This window comes from Blastocatellia bacterium (genome assembly GCA_025054955.1).
In the GTDB taxonomy this organism is placed as follows: Bacteria; Acidobacteriota; Blastocatellia; order HR10; family J050; genus JANWZE01.
Genome location: JANWZE010000046.1, coordinates 1 through 19,157 on the forward strand (window position 1 = coordinate 1; position 19,157 = coordinate 19,157).

At 57.4% G+C, this 19,157-nt stretch carries 11 protein-coding genes and 1 CRISPR repeat array; of the genes, 6 read left to right on the top strand and 5 right to left on the bottom strand.

Going from position 1 to position 19,157, the window contains the following annotated elements; genetic code table 11:
- The first annotated feature begins 23 nt into the window (after positions 1-23).
- Positions 24-591: direct repeats of the CRISPR family, unit length 37 nt; unit sequence GTCGGAAAACAGGACTCGCTTCAAAGAGGATTGCGAC.
- A gap of 986 nt (positions 592-1,577) precedes the next feature.
- Both NZ823_06070 and NZ823_06075 read right to left on the bottom strand, forming a co-directional pair.
- A complete protein-coding gene (locus NZ823_06070) occupies positions 1,578-4,466 on the bottom strand; it encodes a hypothetical protein (protein ID MCS6804700.1) in 2,889 nt (962 codons plus the stop codon).
- Positions 4,467-4,721: 255 nt separating this feature from the next.
- Positions 4,722-6,920 carry a zinc-dependent metalloprotease gene (locus NZ823_06075; GenBank protein ID MCS6804701.1) on the bottom strand — a complete coding sequence of 733 codons (2,199 nt, stop codon included), beginning with the start codon at positions 6,918-6,920 and terminating at the stop codon, positions 4,722-4,724.
- 306 nt (positions 6,921-7,226) lie between these two features.
- On the opposite strand from NZ823_06075, the gene NZ823_06080 reads away from it, so the two are divergent.
- Positions 7,227-9,005, top strand: coding sequence for a UbiD family decarboxylase (locus NZ823_06080; protein ID MCS6804702.1), 1,779 nt, complete (start codon positions 7,227-7,229; stop codon positions 9,003-9,005).
- A 170-nt stretch (positions 9,006-9,175) separates the two neighbouring features.
- Here the strand turns inward: NZ823_06080 and NZ823_06085 are convergent, their stop codons facing one another.
- Entirely contained in the window at positions 9,176-11,143 is a 1,968-nt protein-coding gene (locus NZ823_06085; GenBank protein MCS6804703.1) for a hypothetical protein, read from the bottom strand.
- A gap of 215 nt (positions 11,144-11,358) precedes the next feature.
- Between NZ823_06085 and NZ823_06090 the strand changes: the two genes are divergently transcribed.
- Both NZ823_06090 and NZ823_06095 read left to right on the top strand, forming a co-directional pair.
- Complete coding sequence (locus tag NZ823_06090) at positions 11,359-13,218, top strand: alkaline phosphatase (protein MCS6804704.1); 1,860 nt, start codon at positions 11,359-11,361, stop codon at positions 13,216-13,218.
- Positions 13,219-13,289: 71 nt separating this feature from the next.
- Entirely contained in the window at positions 13,290-14,804 is a 1,515-nt protein-coding gene (locus NZ823_06095) for an OprO/OprP family phosphate-selective porin (GenBank protein MCS6804705.1), read from the top strand.
- A gap of 137 nt (positions 14,805-14,941) precedes the next feature.
- Here the strand turns inward: NZ823_06095 and NZ823_06100 are convergent, their stop codons facing one another.
- On the bottom strand, positions 14,942-15,820 hold the full coding sequence (locus tag NZ823_06100) for a zinc ribbon domain-containing protein (GenBank protein MCS6804706.1): 879 nt from the start codon (positions 15,818-15,820) through the stop codon (positions 14,942-14,944).
- Positions 15,821-16,873: 1,053 nt separating this feature from the next.
- Between NZ823_06100 and NZ823_06105 the strand changes: the two genes are divergently transcribed.
- The gene (locus tag NZ823_06105) at positions 16,874-17,935 is read left to right on the top strand and encodes an integron integrase (GenBank protein ID MCS6804707.1); all 1,062 of its coding nucleotides are present in this window, start codon (positions 16,874-16,876) and stop codon (positions 17,933-17,935) included.
- A gap of 160 nt (positions 17,936-18,095) precedes the next feature.
- Here NZ823_06105 and NZ823_06110 read toward each other — a convergent pair whose 3' ends face one another.
- On the bottom strand, positions 18,096-18,284 hold the full coding sequence (locus tag NZ823_06110) for a hypothetical protein (protein MCS6804708.1): 189 nt from the start codon (positions 18,282-18,284) through the stop codon (positions 18,096-18,098).
- Here NZ823_06110 and NZ823_06115 point away from each other — a divergent pair.
- Both NZ823_06115 and NZ823_06120 read left to right on the top strand, forming a co-directional pair.
- On the top strand, positions 18,276-18,947 hold the full coding sequence (locus NZ823_06115; protein ID MCS6804709.1) for a hypothetical protein: 672 nt from the start codon (positions 18,276-18,278) through the stop codon (positions 18,945-18,947). The two genes, NZ823_06110 and NZ823_06115, sit on opposite strands and share 9 nt — an antisense overlap.
- A gap of 87 nt (positions 18,948-19,034) precedes the next feature.
- Positions 19,035-19,157 (top strand): DnaJ domain-containing protein (locus NZ823_06120; protein ID MCS6804710.1); only part of this gene is annotated, 123 nt, incomplete at its 3' end.

The following is a 19,157-nucleotide window of genomic DNA, read 5'->3' on the forward strand; positions in this document are numbered from 1 at the left end:
CAACCAATAACTGCTAACCTCAGGTCGGAAAACAGGACTCGCTTCAAAGAGGATTGCGACCTGACTGGAACCGCAAATCCAGTCAGCCGGAAAGGTTTACTGTCGGAAAACAGGACTCGCTTCAAAGAGGATTGCGACGGCTCAAATGAGCCGTTTCCGACTAGGCCGAATTCGCAGGTCGGAAAACAGGACTCGCTTCAAAGAGGATTGCGACCGGAACCCAATTATTTCGTCTGGCCTTTGAACGACGGTTAATGTCGGAAAACAGGACTCGCTTCAAAGAGGATTGCGACACCGCAATGTTCGCTAGTTCAGTCAACAACACTAGAAGTCGGAAAACAGGACTCGCTTCAAAGAGGATTGCGACTGTTTCTCTTTCGGCGTGAGCGGTTTCGTGGTGTTAGGTCGGAAAACAGGACTCGCTTCAAAGAGGATTGCGACTTCAGAATCTCCTTTTCAGTGTCAACGCAGCGATAGGTCGGAAAACAGGACTCGCTTCAAAGAGGATTGCGACACGATATGCCGCGCAACGATCATGTCCGGCATGTCCTTAAGTCGGAAAACAGGACTCGCTTCAAAGAGGATTGCGAGGGAAAGAAAAGGAGCCAGGAGTCAGGAGGGGGATTCAAGCCTTGCTTTGGAATGGATTGACATCACAAGGCGGGCGGCCACAGCGAGCCGCCCCTACAGTTTGACACAGGCGCTTCAAAGAGGATTGCGAGGGAAAGAAAGGCGCCAGGAGTCAGCAGACAGGAGTCAGGAGAGGGAAGTCAAGTTTTGAGCGTTCGTGTTCGGTAAGCTGGCAGCATGCAAGTCAGGAGACAGAAGCCAGAAGCCAGGATCGCTCGTCTGCTAAGGCGCACCACGCGCAAAGAAAAGAACTCACACGGAGACACAGAGAACACGGAGAGGGTCAGTTGGCCGCCTCTTTGTGTTCTTAGTGTCTCTGCGAGGAAATGATCTTCACGAGAATTGCGCACGAGCTGAGCCACGCCACGTACAATGAAAAGAACTCACACAGAGTAGGTGGACAAAAGTTCTGGGACACTTTGGGGGACGAGACGTTGTGGAGCGCGGTAACGTGGCACCGCTTTCCGGCCAACGCTGCGACACGTCGCAGCACTCCAAAAACGCCACGAACTTTTTACTGTGCTCTCCAATCGCTGCCTGCGAACGCGCCCGTCTCGGCGCTTCTCCAAACGCCACTCTGCTTTGACCTGCTCGTTGCACGTCTGGCGACCTGTTGTTTCCACCTCCGGCGCAAGCTGACCTTGGGCCTTTTCCGTTCCAGACGTTGCACGTCTGGCGACCTGCTGGCGAACCGCTTGCCCGGCCTCTGGAGAGTGACCCACCATGATGACGATGTGGGCCAATTTTTCACACTTTGCCGGAGGACGTCACACAAACTGCTCAAAATGGCGGCCGCGGCTGACCGGCTGGGCCGATAGCCAGTCAACTCCTTCCCATGCAGTGGCCAAACCAACCGTAACAAGCTCCTGCCTCCGAAAAAAGAAACGCCAAACTTCAGGGCACGCTGCAAACGTGCGCTGCTGGCGTCAACTCATTCGCAAACCGCTCTATTGGACAAGTTGTTCATAGACCCGACGAATCTCGCTTGTGTGCATGCGATAGTCCTGCTGCCACGATTCAACTGACGGCGCATCACACAGCCGCGCCAGATGAGTAAGCTGTTGGTGATTAGCCGGCACAATTGGCCTCGGACGATCATAGAGCAGCCGCAGCGCATGATCGGCCAGCCGCAAGAAGGCATATCCATCATACAGGATGCGGCGCTGCTGTTCATCAATGACGCCGCATTCAGCCAAGTGATTTATTAACGGCAATGTGCCCCGCTCGATTGGTTCGGGAATTTGATGCTTCAACTGCAGGAACCGTGTAGCAAAATAGACATCGAGCATGCCGCCCACGCCGTACTTCAGGTGACGATGAATCATGCCGCGGGCTTTTTCCTGTTCCAGCCGCTGACGCATCGCGCGCACCTCGTGAGCCAGTTCTGCTGCGCGGCCGGCGTGCGCCTGCCATAGCGACGACTGCAATTCCTGCTGAATGGCCATTGCCAACTCGCGCGGGCCGATGACCGGATAGGCTTTCAAATAAGCCAGGTGTTCCCAGGCAGCGGCGCTCTGACGGACATACCGGAAAAAGGCCGACCGGCTGCTGGCCAGCGGACTGCTCTTGCCATCGGGTCGCAAGCGCAGGTCAACGCTGTAGAGAAATCCTTCGCGGGTGATGGTTGATAAGATGTGCACCACCTGCGCCACCAACATCGAATAAAAATCCTCGGCGCTTGTCTCTCTTACGGGGCTGCCTGATGCGTCATCATAGATCACCATCAGGTCTAAGTCTGATCCATAATCCATGCCGTTATGGCCCAGGCGTCCCAGCCCCAAGATCACATACGGCAATCCGTGCAGCGCGACGCCGAACTTTTGTTCGAGCTGGCGCCGAGCCAGCTCGCAGGCCACATGCAGCGAGGCATGAGCTAATGCTGTTTGCAATGCGTTGCTTTGTCGCAGCGAAATGCTGCCCGTGATGTCCAGATACCCGATCTGGAGTAACTCTTCATGCCACTGCCGACGCAGCGCATCCAAGCACAACGATGGATCGCTCAGTGGATCACCCACTGCTTGACGGAGGCGTCCAAGGTAAGCCGACGCCGTCGGCATCGGCGTTGTCTCGTCGGTCCACGCCAGCCGACCGACCAGCAGCGGGTGCGCGATCAGCAGTTGCGAAAAGTACTGACTGACGCCAAAAAAGCGAATGAGCCGTTGCACCGTCGGCAAAAACGCTTGCTCCGGAAGGCCGGGCAAGCGGGCGCCAGCGCCATCTTCGGCCAGCGCGTGGCTCAACGATTGGGCAAACGCGACCAAGTTTTTGATGGCTCGATCTTCATTTAACGTGATGGCCAGTGTGGCCGGCACAAGCTCGCGGAGCGCCGCTCGATTCTCAGGCGAGGCCTGTAGCGCCACAGCCACCTGATCAAGCGCGGTCTGCAACGGCGCGCGCGTCGAATCCAACGCCGGCTGAGGCGGCACGAGCGACTGTGCGGGCGATGGTGGATAACGATCAAAGAGGTTCTCAAACACGGCTTTGACATACGACATGTGTCGCTTGAGATCGCTAATGAAGCGTTCAGCGGGCGATTCATCAGTTACATAACCGAGCCGTCGCGCGAGCATGGCCAGTCGTTGCGGCTCAGCCGGCACCAGATGGGTGCGCATGCCGTGCTCCATTTGCAGGTGATGTTCAACCGTTCGCAAAAACGTATACGCCTCGGATAAGCGAGCGCGGTCGGCATCGGTGATGAGCGATTTGTCGGCCAATCGTTGTAACCCCATCAACACCTGACCAGTGCGCACCCACGGCTCTTGACCGCCGGCGTACACCTGAAGCGCCTGAACGATGAATTCAATCTCGCGGATGCCTCCCGGACTCAGCTTGACATTGATGCCACGTTGAATCTGGCGCGTCTGGCGATCAATTTTGTCTTTGATTCGTCGAATCTGCGACAACACCTCCGGCAATGGCTCTGGCCGATAAATTTGATCGGTGATTGCTGCCAAGAAGCGTTGCCCCAACGCCTTGTCGCCGGCTGATGGCCGGGCGCGAATCAACGCCTGCCGCTCCCACAACGCTGCCACGTGTTGATAATAGTGGACGGCTTCGTCGAGCGAGATAGCCACATCGCCGGCTCGGCCATACGGACGCAGACGCAAATCAATCCGATAGATGGCGCCGTGCTCGCCCACGCCGCCCATCAACGAAGTGATGCGCTCGGCCAGTTTGATGAAAAATTCCTTGTTGCTCACCTGAGCTGTGGCCGTTTGACCGTTGTGTGAGTAGAGGTAGAGCAGATCAATATCGGAAGCATAATTCAATTCCTGGCTGCCCAGCTTACCCAGCGCGACAATGGCAAAACTGGCTGGCGCGAGCCGACCTTGTTCGTCTCGCACCTGCGGCGCGCCATACTGATTGACGAGCTGCTGCCAGCTTGACCAGAGCACGCGCTGCAACAACACATCGGCCAGCGTGGATAGCTCCAGCGTCGTTTCAGTCAACGTGGCCAACTTCAAACAATCGCGCAGGTAGATGCGCAACCACTCACGTCGCTTGAATCGCGACAAAATGGCCGCCTCGCTCAAATCGGAGTGAATGGCAGCAAATCGGCCCAACTCCTCAAACAACTCTTCTTCTGATTTGAGCCGCGTCAGATCGCGGTCGTTATCCAGCCACTCGATATAGGCCGGATAGTGAAGCATCGTCTCGGCCAGAAACGGACTGTGCGAGGCCAGCACCAGCAGCCGCGCCATCAGCGAAGGTTTAGCCATCGCTCGCTCGACCATCTCTGGCGATTGTTGATGAAGCCGCTCGATGAATCGGCGCGCCGCCGAAGGATCAGGCAGTGTGGCGAGCAATTGCTCAGGCAATTTCAAGTGTGTGACCATTGCCGCTCGTCAGCGATTGTACTGACGTCGTCGGCAAGATTCAATGCGGAAAGCAGCGCCGGTCGCAGCCGGGAACGCCTCTGCCGGCGACAGCGACATTCAGCGTGCGCGGCGCGCCAGGCGCAATCGCTTCGGCGCCGTCTCGTTCAATCGAGTGGCGCGGCAATTGTCATCAGCATGCGTGGAGCGCGAGACGGAGCTCTCTGGCCTCCTGCACTCGGATAGCTTCCGTCTCGCGGCTCGACTGAAAAGGCGCTATTGAGTGATCTTGAAATTGGCGTCGCTCGTGTCGCTGGCTGAGCCATCGTCGCTGGCCACGCGGATGCGACACTTGGTTGACGCCGCGCTATTGACTGACCATTGAATCGAGCCGGTGTTAGCCAGACCGCTGAACAATGGCGTGTAATTTCGGCCGCCGTTGGTCGAGAGGCTGATGCTCACCGTGCCGGTCACATTCGTCGAGCTCCACTGAATGGTCTGGACCGTCCCCACGCGCCATGTCTCGCCACCATTAGGAACCAACACGGTGATCGAGGGCGGCGGTGGCGGCGGTGGCGCGTCGCTAATCGTGAAGTTCGCGTCGCTGACATCGCGGATCGTGCTATCGTTGCGGCTTTGCACTTCAATACGCGCCTGGGTGGTAGCTGGTCCCGTCACCGTCCACTCGAACGATCCGTCGTTGGCCGTGTTGCTCGTCAAGGTGGTGTAGGTCGCACCGCCATCGCGCGACAACCGAATCCTGACATTGCCGCTGACGCCATTGGAGGTCCAGCGAATCACTTGAACGGAGCCAACTGGCCAATTCTCCCCGCCATTGGGCGCAATGAGGGTGATGCCTATGGGTGGCGGCGGCTCACTGATACTGAAGTTGGCATTGCTGACATCGTTGATAGCAGGGTTCGCCAGGCTGGTAATCCTGATGCGGGCTTGAGTGGTCGCTGCGCCGGTGACCGTCCAACTTTGGGAACCGTCGTTGGCCGTGTCGGCAAACAGCGTTTCATACGTGCTGCCGCCGTTACGCGATAGTTCAATCTTTACATTGCCGGTGACGCTCACCGATGACCAGGTGATGGTCTGCGTCGAGTTGATCGGCCAGTTCTCGCCGCCGTTCGGCGCCGATACGTTGATGCTCGGTGTTGATGAAACAACCGATAGGCACGCGGCTGCTTCGGCAATCGGACGGATCAAATCAATCGTGCGCTGATGAAAGACCATGCTGATGCCGCCGCTGGTCAGATGGCAATAACTCATGATCGTGCCAAGTGTGGCCACCGATGGACCGCTGTAACAGCCTGCCTCCTGTCCGTAGCACATATCAATCGGCGGATTGTAGCAATGCGTGTGGGGACTGCCAAAGTTGTGTCCCACCTCGTGAGACGTGACAAACGTATCCCACGCATAGCCGGAGACCGGGAAGGTCAAATTGCCGTAGATATTGCTCACGCCGTAGCCATTCGAGGTGCTGCACAGCGCGTTCAGGTAGGCGATGCCACCATAGTTGGTTACATTCGCGTTGGCGAGCAAGTGGGCAACGTCGCGTGAGACATTGCCGCGATTGTTGATCACATACGTGCGGTAGCTGGCCAGTTGCGCGCTGGAGCTGGTCTCGTTATCAGTGAATGGGTCTTGTGTTGTCCAGATGGTCAGCGTGCTGATGCGCAACTGCGTGTTGATGTCGCGCTCGTAAATGACCGACAGAGCGCCGATCAAGTTGGTCGCATAAGCGGAGGCTGTCGTTGTGTTGCTGCCGAACACGTAGCGATAGAGGCTGTAATTGACATCGAGCATGACATCTGCTTCGAGTCGGTCGGCGCTCATCGCGCCCAGTGGCCCGTCCCATCCTTGACGAAACCGCTCAATGAAGGCGCGGTTCTCCGGCAGCAAATCAGCGCCGCAAAAATTGTCCAACGGATAGCGCGGCAGCGCCTGGGCTGGCACGACAACGTGCTCGCCCCGTCGTTGCGTTGGCATGATGTAGATCATCTCGCCTGCCGATTCAATCACTGCGAGAAACGAGTCTGCTTGCACCGATAAGAACATGACGCCGTCGCCGCCATCTACAGGACGACCGCGGTAGTATCTGATCTCAGGCGGCAGCAGTGGCAGTGGCCCATCATCGCTCATAGCCATCAGCCGCGCTTCAGGCGTAAACACGTCGAACGGCTCTAGACGAAAATCTCCATAAACACCACGGCCCATCGGCACATGTTTGAGCACCACAGGGTGGTCATCCCTGCTCGCCAGCTCGCCTCGCAGTTGAACAGCTCGCGCGCCGCTGATGCCGGTGTCTGCGCTCACATCCTCGCCGTACTCAAGCGACCAGCTCAGGCGAGCTGAGACAGCTTGGTTGACCGATTCCCCAGCCAAGATGGCCATCGCCGGTATGCCATACAGCAATCCGAGACTGCCCAGAACAAAACTAATCATCGTTCGCTTCATCGCTGGATGCTTCATCAGGATTCTCCTTCAAGGCGTCAACAGGCATAGCTAGCACGCGCAGCCTATAGGCCTTAGTAGTCATTCGTATAATCCCTTTTCCGTACCCCCAGGAACGATTTTTTGAGCAAACGGCATGCCACATACGCATTTGGAGTGCGCCGAACACGAAGGGACTCGCAACTGGCTTGTGAAATTTAATTTAGAGCATTGTGACTGAACTGCCCGTGAGATTCCTCCCAAGCCACGTTTTTCATCTTTGGAACCTGCGATGAGTCACATGTTGCAGCAACGAACAATTGGTTTATAATCCGCGCTCCGAATATGCCAACGTCAACCCTCACTCATCGTCCCTTTGGTGATCTTCAGCAATTTGTCGCTTTTCTCGAGCAGGTTGGCGAGCTACGCCGCATCTCGGTTGAAGTTGATCCGGTGTTGGAAGCCCCGGAAATCGCTATGCGCGTGGTGCGGCAGGAAGGTCCAGCCTTGTTGTTTGAACGACCGACCGGCGCTGCCTATCCGCTGGTGATGAATCTATTCGGCTCGATGAAGCGCATCGAGTATGCACTGGGACGGCATCCAGAGCAGATTGGTCAGGAACTGGTCCAGATGCTGCACCGGCTGAATCCACCGTCATTGAAACGGCTGTGGCAGGCGCGAAGACTGCTGTGGCGCGGCCTGGCGATGCGGCCTAAGCTGGTCTCATCGGCGCCGGTTCAAGAAGTGGTCGAAGCGCCTGATTTGGATCGGTTGCCCATCCTGAAATGTTGGCCGCGCGATGGCGGCAGGTTCATCACCTTCGGCCCGACGCTGACACACGATCCGCGAACAGGACGACGCAACTTCGCCCTCTACCGGCTGCATGTTTACGCCAAAGACCAAACCGGCATGCACTGGCAGAGCATGAAAGGCGGACGCGCCCATTACTATGAAGCTGAGCGCATGGGGCAACCACTGGACGTGGCTGTGGTGCTTGGCGGCGATCCGATCCTGATGCTGTCAGCCATCTTGCCGCTGCCCGAAGACTTCGACGAAATCGGGTTTGCCGGATTTCTGCGCGGCGCGCCAACGCCGATGGCACGCGGTCACGCGACGAACCTGCTTGTGCCCGCTCATGCCGAAATCATTCTGGAAGGCGTCGTGCCGCCCATCGAGCGGCGCATCGAAGGCCCATTTGGCGATCATTTTGGGCACTATTCGGAGGCTGCCGAGTTTCCCGTCTTCCACATCAAGTGCTTGACGCGCCGGCGCCATCCGCTTTATCCGGCCACCGTCGTCGGCAAACCGCCGCAAGAAGACAAGTACATGGGCTTGGCCTGCGGCGAGATGATCGGCCCATTGATCAAGGTCATCAACCCAAACATCGCCGATATGCACGCGCACGTCGGCGCCGGCTTTCACAACCTGCTGAGCGTCTCGCTCCGAGAGCGTCACCCCAAAGAAGTCATCAAAACGGCGCTGTCGCTGATGGGCACAGGACAACTCTCATTGACGAAAGTGATGATCCTCGTCGGCGAGGAGGTGAACCCGCGCGACTTCACTGCATTGCTGCGCGAATTGTGGTTTCGCTTCGAGCCGAAAGAAAAGATGTTGCTGATACCGGTTGCGCCGCTGGACACGCTGGATTACACCTCATTCACCATGCACGTCGGCAGCAAGCTCATCCTGGATGCCACCGGCGAGCCACTCACGCGCCAGCCGCCGCCCCACACTGTGAACGATCCGCGCGCGCTCGATCAGCGAATCACTGGCTACAAGTTGCTGGACGGCGGTTTCCTCGTCGTCGTTGTTCAGCGGGATCCGCACGATGTCCTCCAGAAATTGATTCGATGGAACGAACTTGGCCCGGTCAAATTCATCACGGCGGTCAGCAACGATGTGAATCTGGAAGATGAAGAGAACCTGTTGTGGGGAATTTTCACGCGCTTTGATCCGGCCCGCGACATGCTGTTTGAAGAGATGACGTTCATCGGCGCGCGCCCCGTTTACAGCGGTCGCATCGGGATTGACGCGACGTGGAAAGAAGGCTACCCGCTGCCGGTCGAAATGGACGAAGCAATTGTTCGCAAAGTAGACGCGCGGTGGCACGAGTACTGGCGGTGATCCCTGTGCAACCACGAAGCCAGTGCGCCTTCTCGCCCTCCAATGGCACAAACCAACGCCGGCTATGAATTTGTTTGACGAACAGAGAACAGCGCCGTGACAAGAAGCGTCCAAACTCCGATTTGTTCCTGGCACGGCTGGCGCGTGATCAGTTACCGCTCGGCCGCTGCTCATGGAGTGAATCGCACGCGCGAGCCGAAAATGTCTAACTCGCGTCGGCGTGTGTCGCTCCACACGGGATAAGCCACATTGCCGTAAACGGCCAGCGCATTGTAGTCGCCGATGAAGCTACCCTGATATACCCGATCATCGCGTGGATTGAACGACTGGGTGTTCACTTTGAGATTCGGCTCAAATGTGAGGCCGCCGTCGGTCGAGCGCGTGATGTAGACATCCAGGATCAGATTGTTTCCGTCAGCGCGCCGATCATAAAACATCACGACGATCTGGCCGTTGGTCGGATCAACGGCGATCCACTGAAAGAACTGGTCCCGCCCATTGCCGACCGGATCATCGTTGATGCGGATCGGTTGACTCCACGTCTGGCCGCCGTCGGTCGAGCGCACGAACAGAATATCGGCATCGCCGTTTCGCGCGTCTGACCAAGTCAGATAGAGATTGCCTCGATGCGGACCGTTGCTCGTATCCGCGGCCATCGAAGGGTAACTGCTGACGCGGAAGCCGCCATTCAACAACCGCCGACCGGTGTCCGGGTCAAGTGTGCCAATGATGTTGACGCCGCCGACAGCCGGACGGTCTCGCTCAAACGTGACGCCGCCATCGAGCGACCGCGTGATGCGATGGAATGTCCCCAATTGCCACACTACATAGACTTCGCCGTTGGGACCGACGACCGGCAACGAAAATTGCTGTGAGCCAGCGCGGCGTAAGACCAGCGGCTCAGAGAACGTCTGCCCGCCATCGGTCGAGCGCGAAAACATGATGGCTGCGCTTTGCGCGGTGAAGCTGGTCCACGACACGTACACATGATTCACGTAAGGGCTAGCGGGATTACTATCAGCCGCGATGAATTCCTTGTCCTCGAACGGCGCGCCTGGCTCGCGCAGGTGCTGCACGACAGCAACAGGCGCGCGGAACGTCTGGCCGCCATTGATTGATTTCGAGACGAACACACCGTTATCGGAGAGCGCCCCGGTGCTACTGACGTTGAACGCGATGAAGCTGTAATAGAAATTTCCTTGTGCATCAGCGGCGATGCCGGGATCGGACGAATTGCGCAGACCCGACGGCAACGGCACGGTCGTGGCTCGCCACTGTTGTCCGCCGTTCATGGTGTAATACACGCCCATCCTCGCCGATTCATTGGCGCCGGCGACGATATTCTGCGGATTGACCGGATTGATGGCGATAAACGGCTCGTTTTGTCCGGCGCCGCGCGGTGTGTCGCTGTTGAGCCGGAATTCAGCCTCCAGTTGCCCTTGCAGGTAGGCTATCAGATCGCGTGGCTGCTCCATCTCTTCGTCTTCTTCGATGTAGGACATCTCCTCGTGAATCATCTCAGCGTTGGCAGCATCAATCTGACGCGAGTCCAGCACGACCGCTAATTGTCCTGTGCGAACACTGATCACAAACGTGACGTCTCTCTTCTCCTGAGCGGCGCGGTCTTGCCACGCTTCAGCCTGCTCAGGCGTCAAGAGTTTCAACACACGCAACGAAGCAATCTCAGGATCATAAGGAATTCGTATCAGCACGCTGGCGTCAGCCAGATGAACCACATCATCGGGCACAGCAGCCTCCGGATCAGCAGGCTGCAACGGCAACACAAAATCGAATGTGCCTTCAGCCAGCGTCTGGCCCGAGCGCGACAGCGCCTGATACATGTAGCCGTGCTGCGCGCTGGCGCCGACGCGATGCACAAGACCGTGAGCTAATCCATAGCTGCCCACAGCGGGCGTTTCCGTCGCTGCATCGAATCTGACTTTGACAACCAGAATCATGGGCATATCAGGCGACTCAATCGGTTCACCAAGCTCCGCCGCGTTGACGGCATTCGTGTGGGCTTGCGCCTGCTCGCTGATGCCGCCGCCCATCAAGAGCGCAACAAAGATAAAGCCCATCAGCAGCACGAGCCAGAAAAACGCAAGCCAGCGAAATCGGTTGAGGGAGTGATTGCGCATTACGGTGTTCGTCTCCTTCCTGCATTGATGGATCAGCTCGGAGCGCGCCGATTCGGACCGCCGAGCCAGACCTATGGTAGCCCATCGGACATCTCGGATCAACTGAATGATCCCAGATAGCGAACATCGTCGCTGTGTCAGTAGCCTTCTGGGCTGTTTCATTCTACAATCCCGCAGCCAACGGCACAAAGAAATCATCAATCCGGGAGAATGCAATGATGACTGTTCACAACATCAACCGAGCAGTTGCGCTGATCGTCGTCTGCGCATGGATGATAGGCAACGCATGGGCTGCGCCCGGCGTTCGCATCATGCCGCCGAATCGCGCGACGTGGCTCATTGATCAACGATTCGATCTGCGCGTGGAAGCCAGTGGGTTCAGCGGCACGCTCAACGAAGCGTCATTTCAGATCACCATCAACGGGCAGGAGATCAACCGGCTCTTTCCCGGCAAGGCGACGTTCGATGCCGCCAGCCGGTCGGTCACGCTGCGTCAGATTTCATTTTCCACACCCATGCGCAACGCGGAGATCAAAGCCACGGTCACAGCCGGTCAGGAATCGGCCACGGCCAGCGTCCGGTTCGACGTCGTTGATTTTCGCGGAAAGAACCGACCTGTTCGCAACGTGATCATCATGATCGGTGATGGCATGGGGCTGGCGCACCGCACGGCTGCGCGGATTCTGGCCAAAGGCGTCACTGAAGGAAAAGCCAATGGCCTACTGAACATGGACACGATGCCTGTGACTGGCCTCGTGATGACTTCATCGCTGGATGCGTTGGTGACCGATTCAGCGCCCGGTGCCGATAGCTATTCAACCGGCAATAAGGCGAACAACAATCAGGTCGGCGTCTTCCCCGATAACACGCCACACGCCTTTGACAATCCGCGCAAAGAACATCTGGCCGAGTACCTTCGACGGTACGATGTCAAACGCGGTGGCGGTAAAAGCCTGGGCCTGGTCACGACGTCTGATGTGGCCGATGCAACGCCGGCAGGTTTTGCCGTTCACACGTCCGACCGCGGCGCGGGTTCAGGCATCTGTGATATGTTCTTCGATGAACGCAGTCGCAGCGGATTGACGGTGCTCATGGGCGGCGGACGTCAATGGTTCCTGCCCGCCGGCACGAGCGGCTCGGCGCGGTCGGCCAGCACCGATCATCCAGACCACAGTGACCCGACACGTCATCTGTTGCAGGAATTCATCGCTGACGGCTGGACCTACGTGCAAGACAAAGACGAGTTGACTGCTCACGCCGGCCAAGCGACCAAGCTGCTCGGTTTGTTTCACCTCGGCAATATGAATGTAGCCTTCGACAAGCTGCGACTGGGCGATCCCAACGTGGTCGCCGATTTTCCGCGCCAGCCTATGCTCGACGAGATGACGCGGGCAGCGATCCAGGTGCTGAACAAAAATAAACAAGGTTTTGTCCTGATGGTCGAAGGCGCCTCGATTGACAAACAGGCGCACCAGATGGATAGCGAACGCTGGCTGTGGGATGTCATCGAATTTGATCGAGCGGTCGGCGTGGCCCTGGAATTTGCTCGACAGGATGGGCGCACGTTAGTGATCGTCACGGCTGATCACGAGACCGGGGGCGTCACGCTCAACGGCGTGGGCAATCCGGCGCTGCGCGAACAACTCGGCATCCACCCCGATGCCGCAAGCGATTATCCACAAGCATACCGCGATTATCCAAACTACACCGACGCCAACGGCGACGGCTATCCGGATCATCCAGACCCGACGAAAAAACTGATCATCGGCTACGGCGCTGGCGTCAATCGCACCGAAGATTACCTGTCCAACCCTCGACCTGTCGCTCCAACCAGAGTCAAAGACGGCGTCGTCCAACCAAATCCTGAGCGCGATCCCAATGGAACATTCATCAGCGGCCAAATTGAAAACGGCGCCTCCAAAAACCCAACGGTACGGCGACAATCTGTGGCTGTGCATACGGCCTGTGATGTGCCGCTCTCTGCCTTCGGTCCAGGCGCTCATCTGTTCACCGGCGTGCAGGATAATACCGACGTGTTTTTCAAAATCATGTCAGTGGTAGGCGGGAAGTATTGATCCAACGACCAATTGCGCTCTTCGTCACGATGGTTCACAACCACCAATGCTCAATCAACGGAGAATTGATCATGAAAAAACAGATGCGAATATTCAGGCTGCTGCTCTGGTTCGCCACCATAAGCAGCGTCATCCTGGGATATACCCCTGGCCACTACGCCGAAGACGGCCAAACTTCAAAACCAACAGTTGAAGAACGTCTCGAAGCCATCGAGCAAAAACTCCTGGCCTTAGAACGGCGACTCGATGAGGTGTTGAAGTTGGCTCAGTCTATCGCCAACGCCACGTCGGCTTCAACGCCGCTCAGCTTGGATCAGCGCCTGGCGGCCATTGATCAACAGATTCATCGGCTGGAGCAACAGCGAACGCCGGAAACAAATGTTGCCGCCGCGCCACGCACCCCTCAGCCTGTGGTGACAGCCGACGAGGACGGATTTTCGCTTGGCTCAGCCAACGGCGATTTCCGGCTAAGACTGCGCGGCCTTCTTCAAGCCGACGGACGCTTCTATTTTGGCGACCGGCAACAACCCGCTGCCAATACCTTCCTGTTGCGTCGCGTTCGCCCTATCTGGGAAGGCACGCTGCTGAAGCATTTCGCCTTCCGTGTCATGACCGATTTTGGCGGCGGTCAGGCCGTGCTTCAAGACCTCTATGTGGACACGCTCTTTTGGCCGCAAGCCCGCTTTCGCGTTGGCAAATTCAAAGTGCCGATTGGATTGGAACGGCTTCAATCCTCATCGGACATCCTCTTCATCGAACGCGCCTTGCCGACGGCGCTCGTGCCCAATCGCGACGTCGGCGTGCAACTGCACGGTGACCTTGCCGGCGGCGCGTTCAGTTACGCGGTCGGTGTGTTTAACGGTGTCGTGGACGGCAATAGCGGCGATTTCGACGACCGAGACGGCAAAGATGTAGCAGCCCGTGCCTTTGCCCATCCGTTCAAGACCAGCGCGATACCGTTGTTGCACGGCTTGGGGATTGGCTTGGCGGCCAGCGTCGGACATCAAGCGGGCAGCGCCACCGCGCCGGCCTTGCCTGTTTACCGAAGCACCGGACAGCAACCATTCTTTCGGTATCACGCCGACGGCACAATGGCTGGGACCACGATCGCTAACGGTCGCCGCCTTCGCATCTCCCCGCAAGCTTATTACTACGGCGGGCCGTTCGGCCTCATGACAGAATATGTAAGCTCGTCGCAAGAAGTCCGACGCGCCGGTGCGATAGCTCAGATTGATAACCATGCCTGGCACGTGTCGGCTTCTTATGTCTTGACCGGCGAGAAGGCCTCCTTTGGAGGCGTCAAACCGCATCACTCACTTGATCTACAAACCGGACACTATGGCGCCTTTGAAATTGCTGGCCGCTACAGTCAACTCACGGTGGATCGCGAAGCGTTCCCGATCTTTGCCAACCCTCAGGCGGCGGCTCGTCGAGCGGATGCGTGGGGCGTCGGACTGAATTGGTATTTCAACAAAAATGTCAAACTCATGTTCAACTACGAGCAGACAACCTTCGATGGTGGGGCGCTCAACCGCGACCGAGAAACGGAGAAAGCGATTCTCAGTCGCTTACAGTTTTTGTTTTAGAGCGTTTTCAAGTGCATTTAGCCTGGCGGTCCTGCATCTTGCGGGCTGATGCACGCTGCAACCGTGCGCCTCCCAGGATAAACTCATTGACAAACTGCTCTGGTGCTGGTTTGTTGTTGGAAGCAATGCCGCAATTGTCACGAGGCAACATCGCGGCGACGCAGCGGCGGCTCTTGCTGGCGGCTCTCTTCCGATTCGAGGAGTTCGGTTGTATGTTCGGTCAGCGACATCGGCTCATACGATGGCGGTAGTGCTGTGGTGGCGGTTGGAGCCGTCAATGATCGTCGCGCGTGCATTGCTGGCCCTACTTGCTCCTGTGGGGGATTCAACGTGCGGTGCAGCCGCCATGAACCGAGCAGCAGTGTTACCCATCCTGTCACGCCAGATAACACACTGAAGAGCATCAGCACTTTGTCGAGTTTCGCCGACGAAACCAACGGCATGGGCAACAGGCAAAGCGAACAAACAGCCAGCAGAATGATACCGGTGACAAGCGTTTGATGGGCGGCGCGCGCGTTCGACGTGAGCCGCATGATCTCCAGCTCAGGCGGTTCATGCGCTGTCAGCAACGTGCCGCATTGACGGCAGAAACGCGATTCTACCATCACATCAGCATGACATGTCGGACAGGTTGATAACCGGCCAGCTTGTCGAGCCAGCGCCACGATGGCTTCGGCTTCGCGTTCAAGCGTTTGCCGGTCGCCGTCGGTTGCTAGGAGTCCGTATTGGCTTTTGACTGTGTAGGCGAATGTCACCTGCGTCGCTCGCTCGCCAAGCGGCTTCAATCCAAGGACCAACGATTGAGCGTAATCCAGGATATTGGAACTCATTTCACTACGCGCTCGCCGCTTCGCCATGAGCGGCTGATCACTGACAACGCGATAGCCGAGTCGCTCCAGCGCGGCATACAATCGCGGACGCACTGAGTCAGGCTCGCCCGGCAGCGCCAGCGCCACTTCATGCTCAAACTCGGTATTCAGCCCGTTACTCATCAATACGAGTAGTTCTGCGCCCATTGGATGCCTCCTTAATCAACGCACATCACAATTCAGACAATTTAATGATACGTCATCCCAGTACGATTTGCCACCGAGACACGTTCCTCAACGTATGTCGCTTGTGCTAGTCTGAAACCAACTAGTTCCGAAAAAGGCCACGTGTAGGTCACGAGCCAGGAGCCAGGGAGATAAAACCAATAGTCCAGAGAAAGGCCGTGTGGGAGTCAGGAGCCGGGGGCATAAAACCAATAGTCCGGAGAAAGGCCATGTTTGATGAAGCAGCATGGCGAGCAGCAGTAGAACGTCTCAACCGGCTGTCTCCGAATGTCCGTGCGCACTTGGCATTACGTCCTCATGTCACGCTCATTTCTGCTGAGCCGCGCCAGCGGGGCATGACAACGTTGCCAGGCACGCAACGTCTTCAGCAAATCAAGCAGCAGTGGCGCGTCTGCAGCGCACCGAGATGTGCGCGTGTGTGGCCAGCGACCAGACAGCATGAATGAACCGATGAGGAAACGGGTGGCGCCCCTTCAAGGCGCGATGGGTTGGGCGATGACAGCTCCCAGACGTTGCACGTCTCGTTACTGGTGGGGCGGCTGCCGCCGAAGTCAATGCCGCGTGAAGATCATAGATTCGCGCTCACTCCGCTCAGGCTCCGCCATGCATTTTGGCTCCATAAATGTGGTCTTTTACTCCGCAATTGGCATTAAGTATGGCGCCTCATCAATTACCTTTGAAAACACGATGTGCAGTTGCCTATGACTGCTTTTCAATGCGCGTTTTGTCGATCCGCAATCCACATTCGGGACCAGTTCAATCGTCACTCAGGCGGAGGTGGCCAATGCGTAATCCCAAATGCCCGCACAAAATCGTAGAGTGTTATTTGGGACTCACTGTTACTGGTCTCCATTATTTTGTTTCACCAAACATGGCCTCTCTCCGGACTATTGGTACAACGGCCCTGATTTTTACCTTTGACTTTCCTGGGCAAGGTTGATACTATGTCGCCGCTGTCCGTGGCGGCAGCAGATTGATTATTCGCCGTGATTGAGAGTGGTGAGGTGTGGTTCCATGACGAACTTGGCGGTCAGAGACGCAGCTTCGCACAAGCAGGCATCGCTTACGAGCCGCGAGTCGCCGTCGGCGGCAAGCTTGGCTCCGTCCACGAGTCCGTCGAAACCCAAGCTCTTGGATCAAGTGCGTCAAGCCCTTCGCGCTCGCCATTACAGCCGAAGAACCGAAGAAGTCCAGGTGATGTGGATCAAGCGATTCATCTTCTTTCACCATGTCCGCCATCCAGCCGAGATGGGCGAACAGGAAATCAACGCGTTTCTGACCCATCTGGCCCTGAAGCAGCGCGTCAGCGCCTCGACGCAGAACCAGGCGCTCTCAGCTTTGCTGTTCCTCTACCGGTATGTGCTCAGCCGTGAAATCGGCGACCTTGGGGAGGTGATCCGCGCCAGGAAGCCAACAAGGTTGCCCATCGTCTTGACGCGCGAGGAAGTCAAAGCCGTCTTAAGCCACCTTCAAGGCGACAAGTGGTTGATGGTCTCGCTCATGTATGGTGGAGGTCTCCGCCTGATGGAATGCTTGCAACTACGGGTTCAGGACATTGACTTTGCCCGCAATGAGATCACAGTTCGCGACGGCAAAGGCGCTAAAGACCGCGTGACGATGCTGCCCCAGTCGCTCAAAACGCCGCTCCAGAACCATCTGCGAAAAGTCAAAGCCGTTCATGAAAAAGACGTGCGCGACGGCTGGGGGCGTGTCCAGATGCCTGACGCCCTTGACCGCAAATACCCCAACGCTCCGGCTGACTGGTGCTGGCAGTGGGTCTTCCCGCAAGAGAATCGGTGGAGGAATCAAAGGACCGGAGAACAAGGACGGCATCATGTGGATGAATCTATTTTGCAGAAGGCATTCAAGCAAGCGGTTGACAGGGCGGGTTTGACGAAGAGAGCCACGTGTCATACGCTGCGGCACTCATTTGCGACGCATCTGCTTGCAGACGGCTATGACATCCGCACCGTGCAGGAGTTGATGGGACATAAGGACCTGAAAACAACGATGGTATATACGCACGTTCTGAACCGCGGCGGAAAAGGTGTACGGAGCCCAATTGACAAGTTGTAGTCGAGAGAACGATGGCGTGTTATACGGAAACCGTATAAGAACCCGAAGATGATAAGAAGCACCTTGAAGATGTTGGCAACAAAGAAGTTGGTAATTCACCCACAGAGGCGCCTTATGCCGACACAAGGCGGCACAAGCGTCATATGTGGAAACCATATAATCAATAGATGGCGCGGACGCTTCGCGCCACGCCATCGGCGCTGCGGATTGCCATCCGCTTTCTGTCCGGCGCTTCGCGCCGGCCATCAAGCGGATGCAGCGGACGGGCGTCCACGCAAGCAAGCTTGCGCGTCCGCCCGCCGCTGATCCGCAGCGCCGTTAGGCGTTCTGCGAGGACACGATGGTGCACACTCTGCCGCTTCAATTTCGAGACGGACACCTCTTCGTTGAGCTAGTTGGCGAGCTATGGCTGCTCGACACAGGCGCACCCACCAGCTTCGGCGCGTCGCGCAGCATCACCATCGCTGGTGAGCAGTTTAGCCTTGGCAGCAGTTATCTTGGCCTTACCTCCGAGACGCTCTCGCAGTTCGTCGGCGTACCTTGCGTCGGTCTCCTCGGTGCAGACGTTCTCGGTCGCTTCGACCACATTTTCGACACCACAGCCGGCAGCCTCACAGTTTCGACGGCCGAACTGTCGCACATCGGCCTGACCGTTCGCTTGGACGAGTTCATGGGCATTCCGATCATCACGGCTCGCGTCGGCGGTCGCAACTGCCGGATGTTCTTCGACACTGGCGCTCAGATTTCCTACTTCCAGGGCGACTCGCTCACGGAGTTTCCGTACGCCGGCTGCGTCACTGACTTCTATCCCGGCGTTGGTCAATTCCAGACCGATACGCACGAAGTTCCAGTATCACTCGGCGGCGTCTCGTTTGTTCTCCGCTGCGGCATGTTGCCCGGCCTGCTAGGAATGACCCTGATGATGGCGGGTACGGAAGGCATTATCGGCAACGCGATTCTCAGCAATCGAACCGTTGGATACTTTCCACGCCGCCGCTCGATGATCCTATGAGCACGAGAAGAACGCCTAACAACCGGTTGCAGCGGACGGTCCGCTCCGCGGCCCGCCGCTGAACCGCAGCGTTAGGCTCACAATCTTATGCCGAAGCTTCATACTCACTATGACAACTTGAAGGTTGCGCGGAACGCCCCGCCGGAGGTCATCCGCGCGGCTTACAAGACGCTGTCTCAGCGGTTCCACCCAGACCGGAATCCGGGTGAC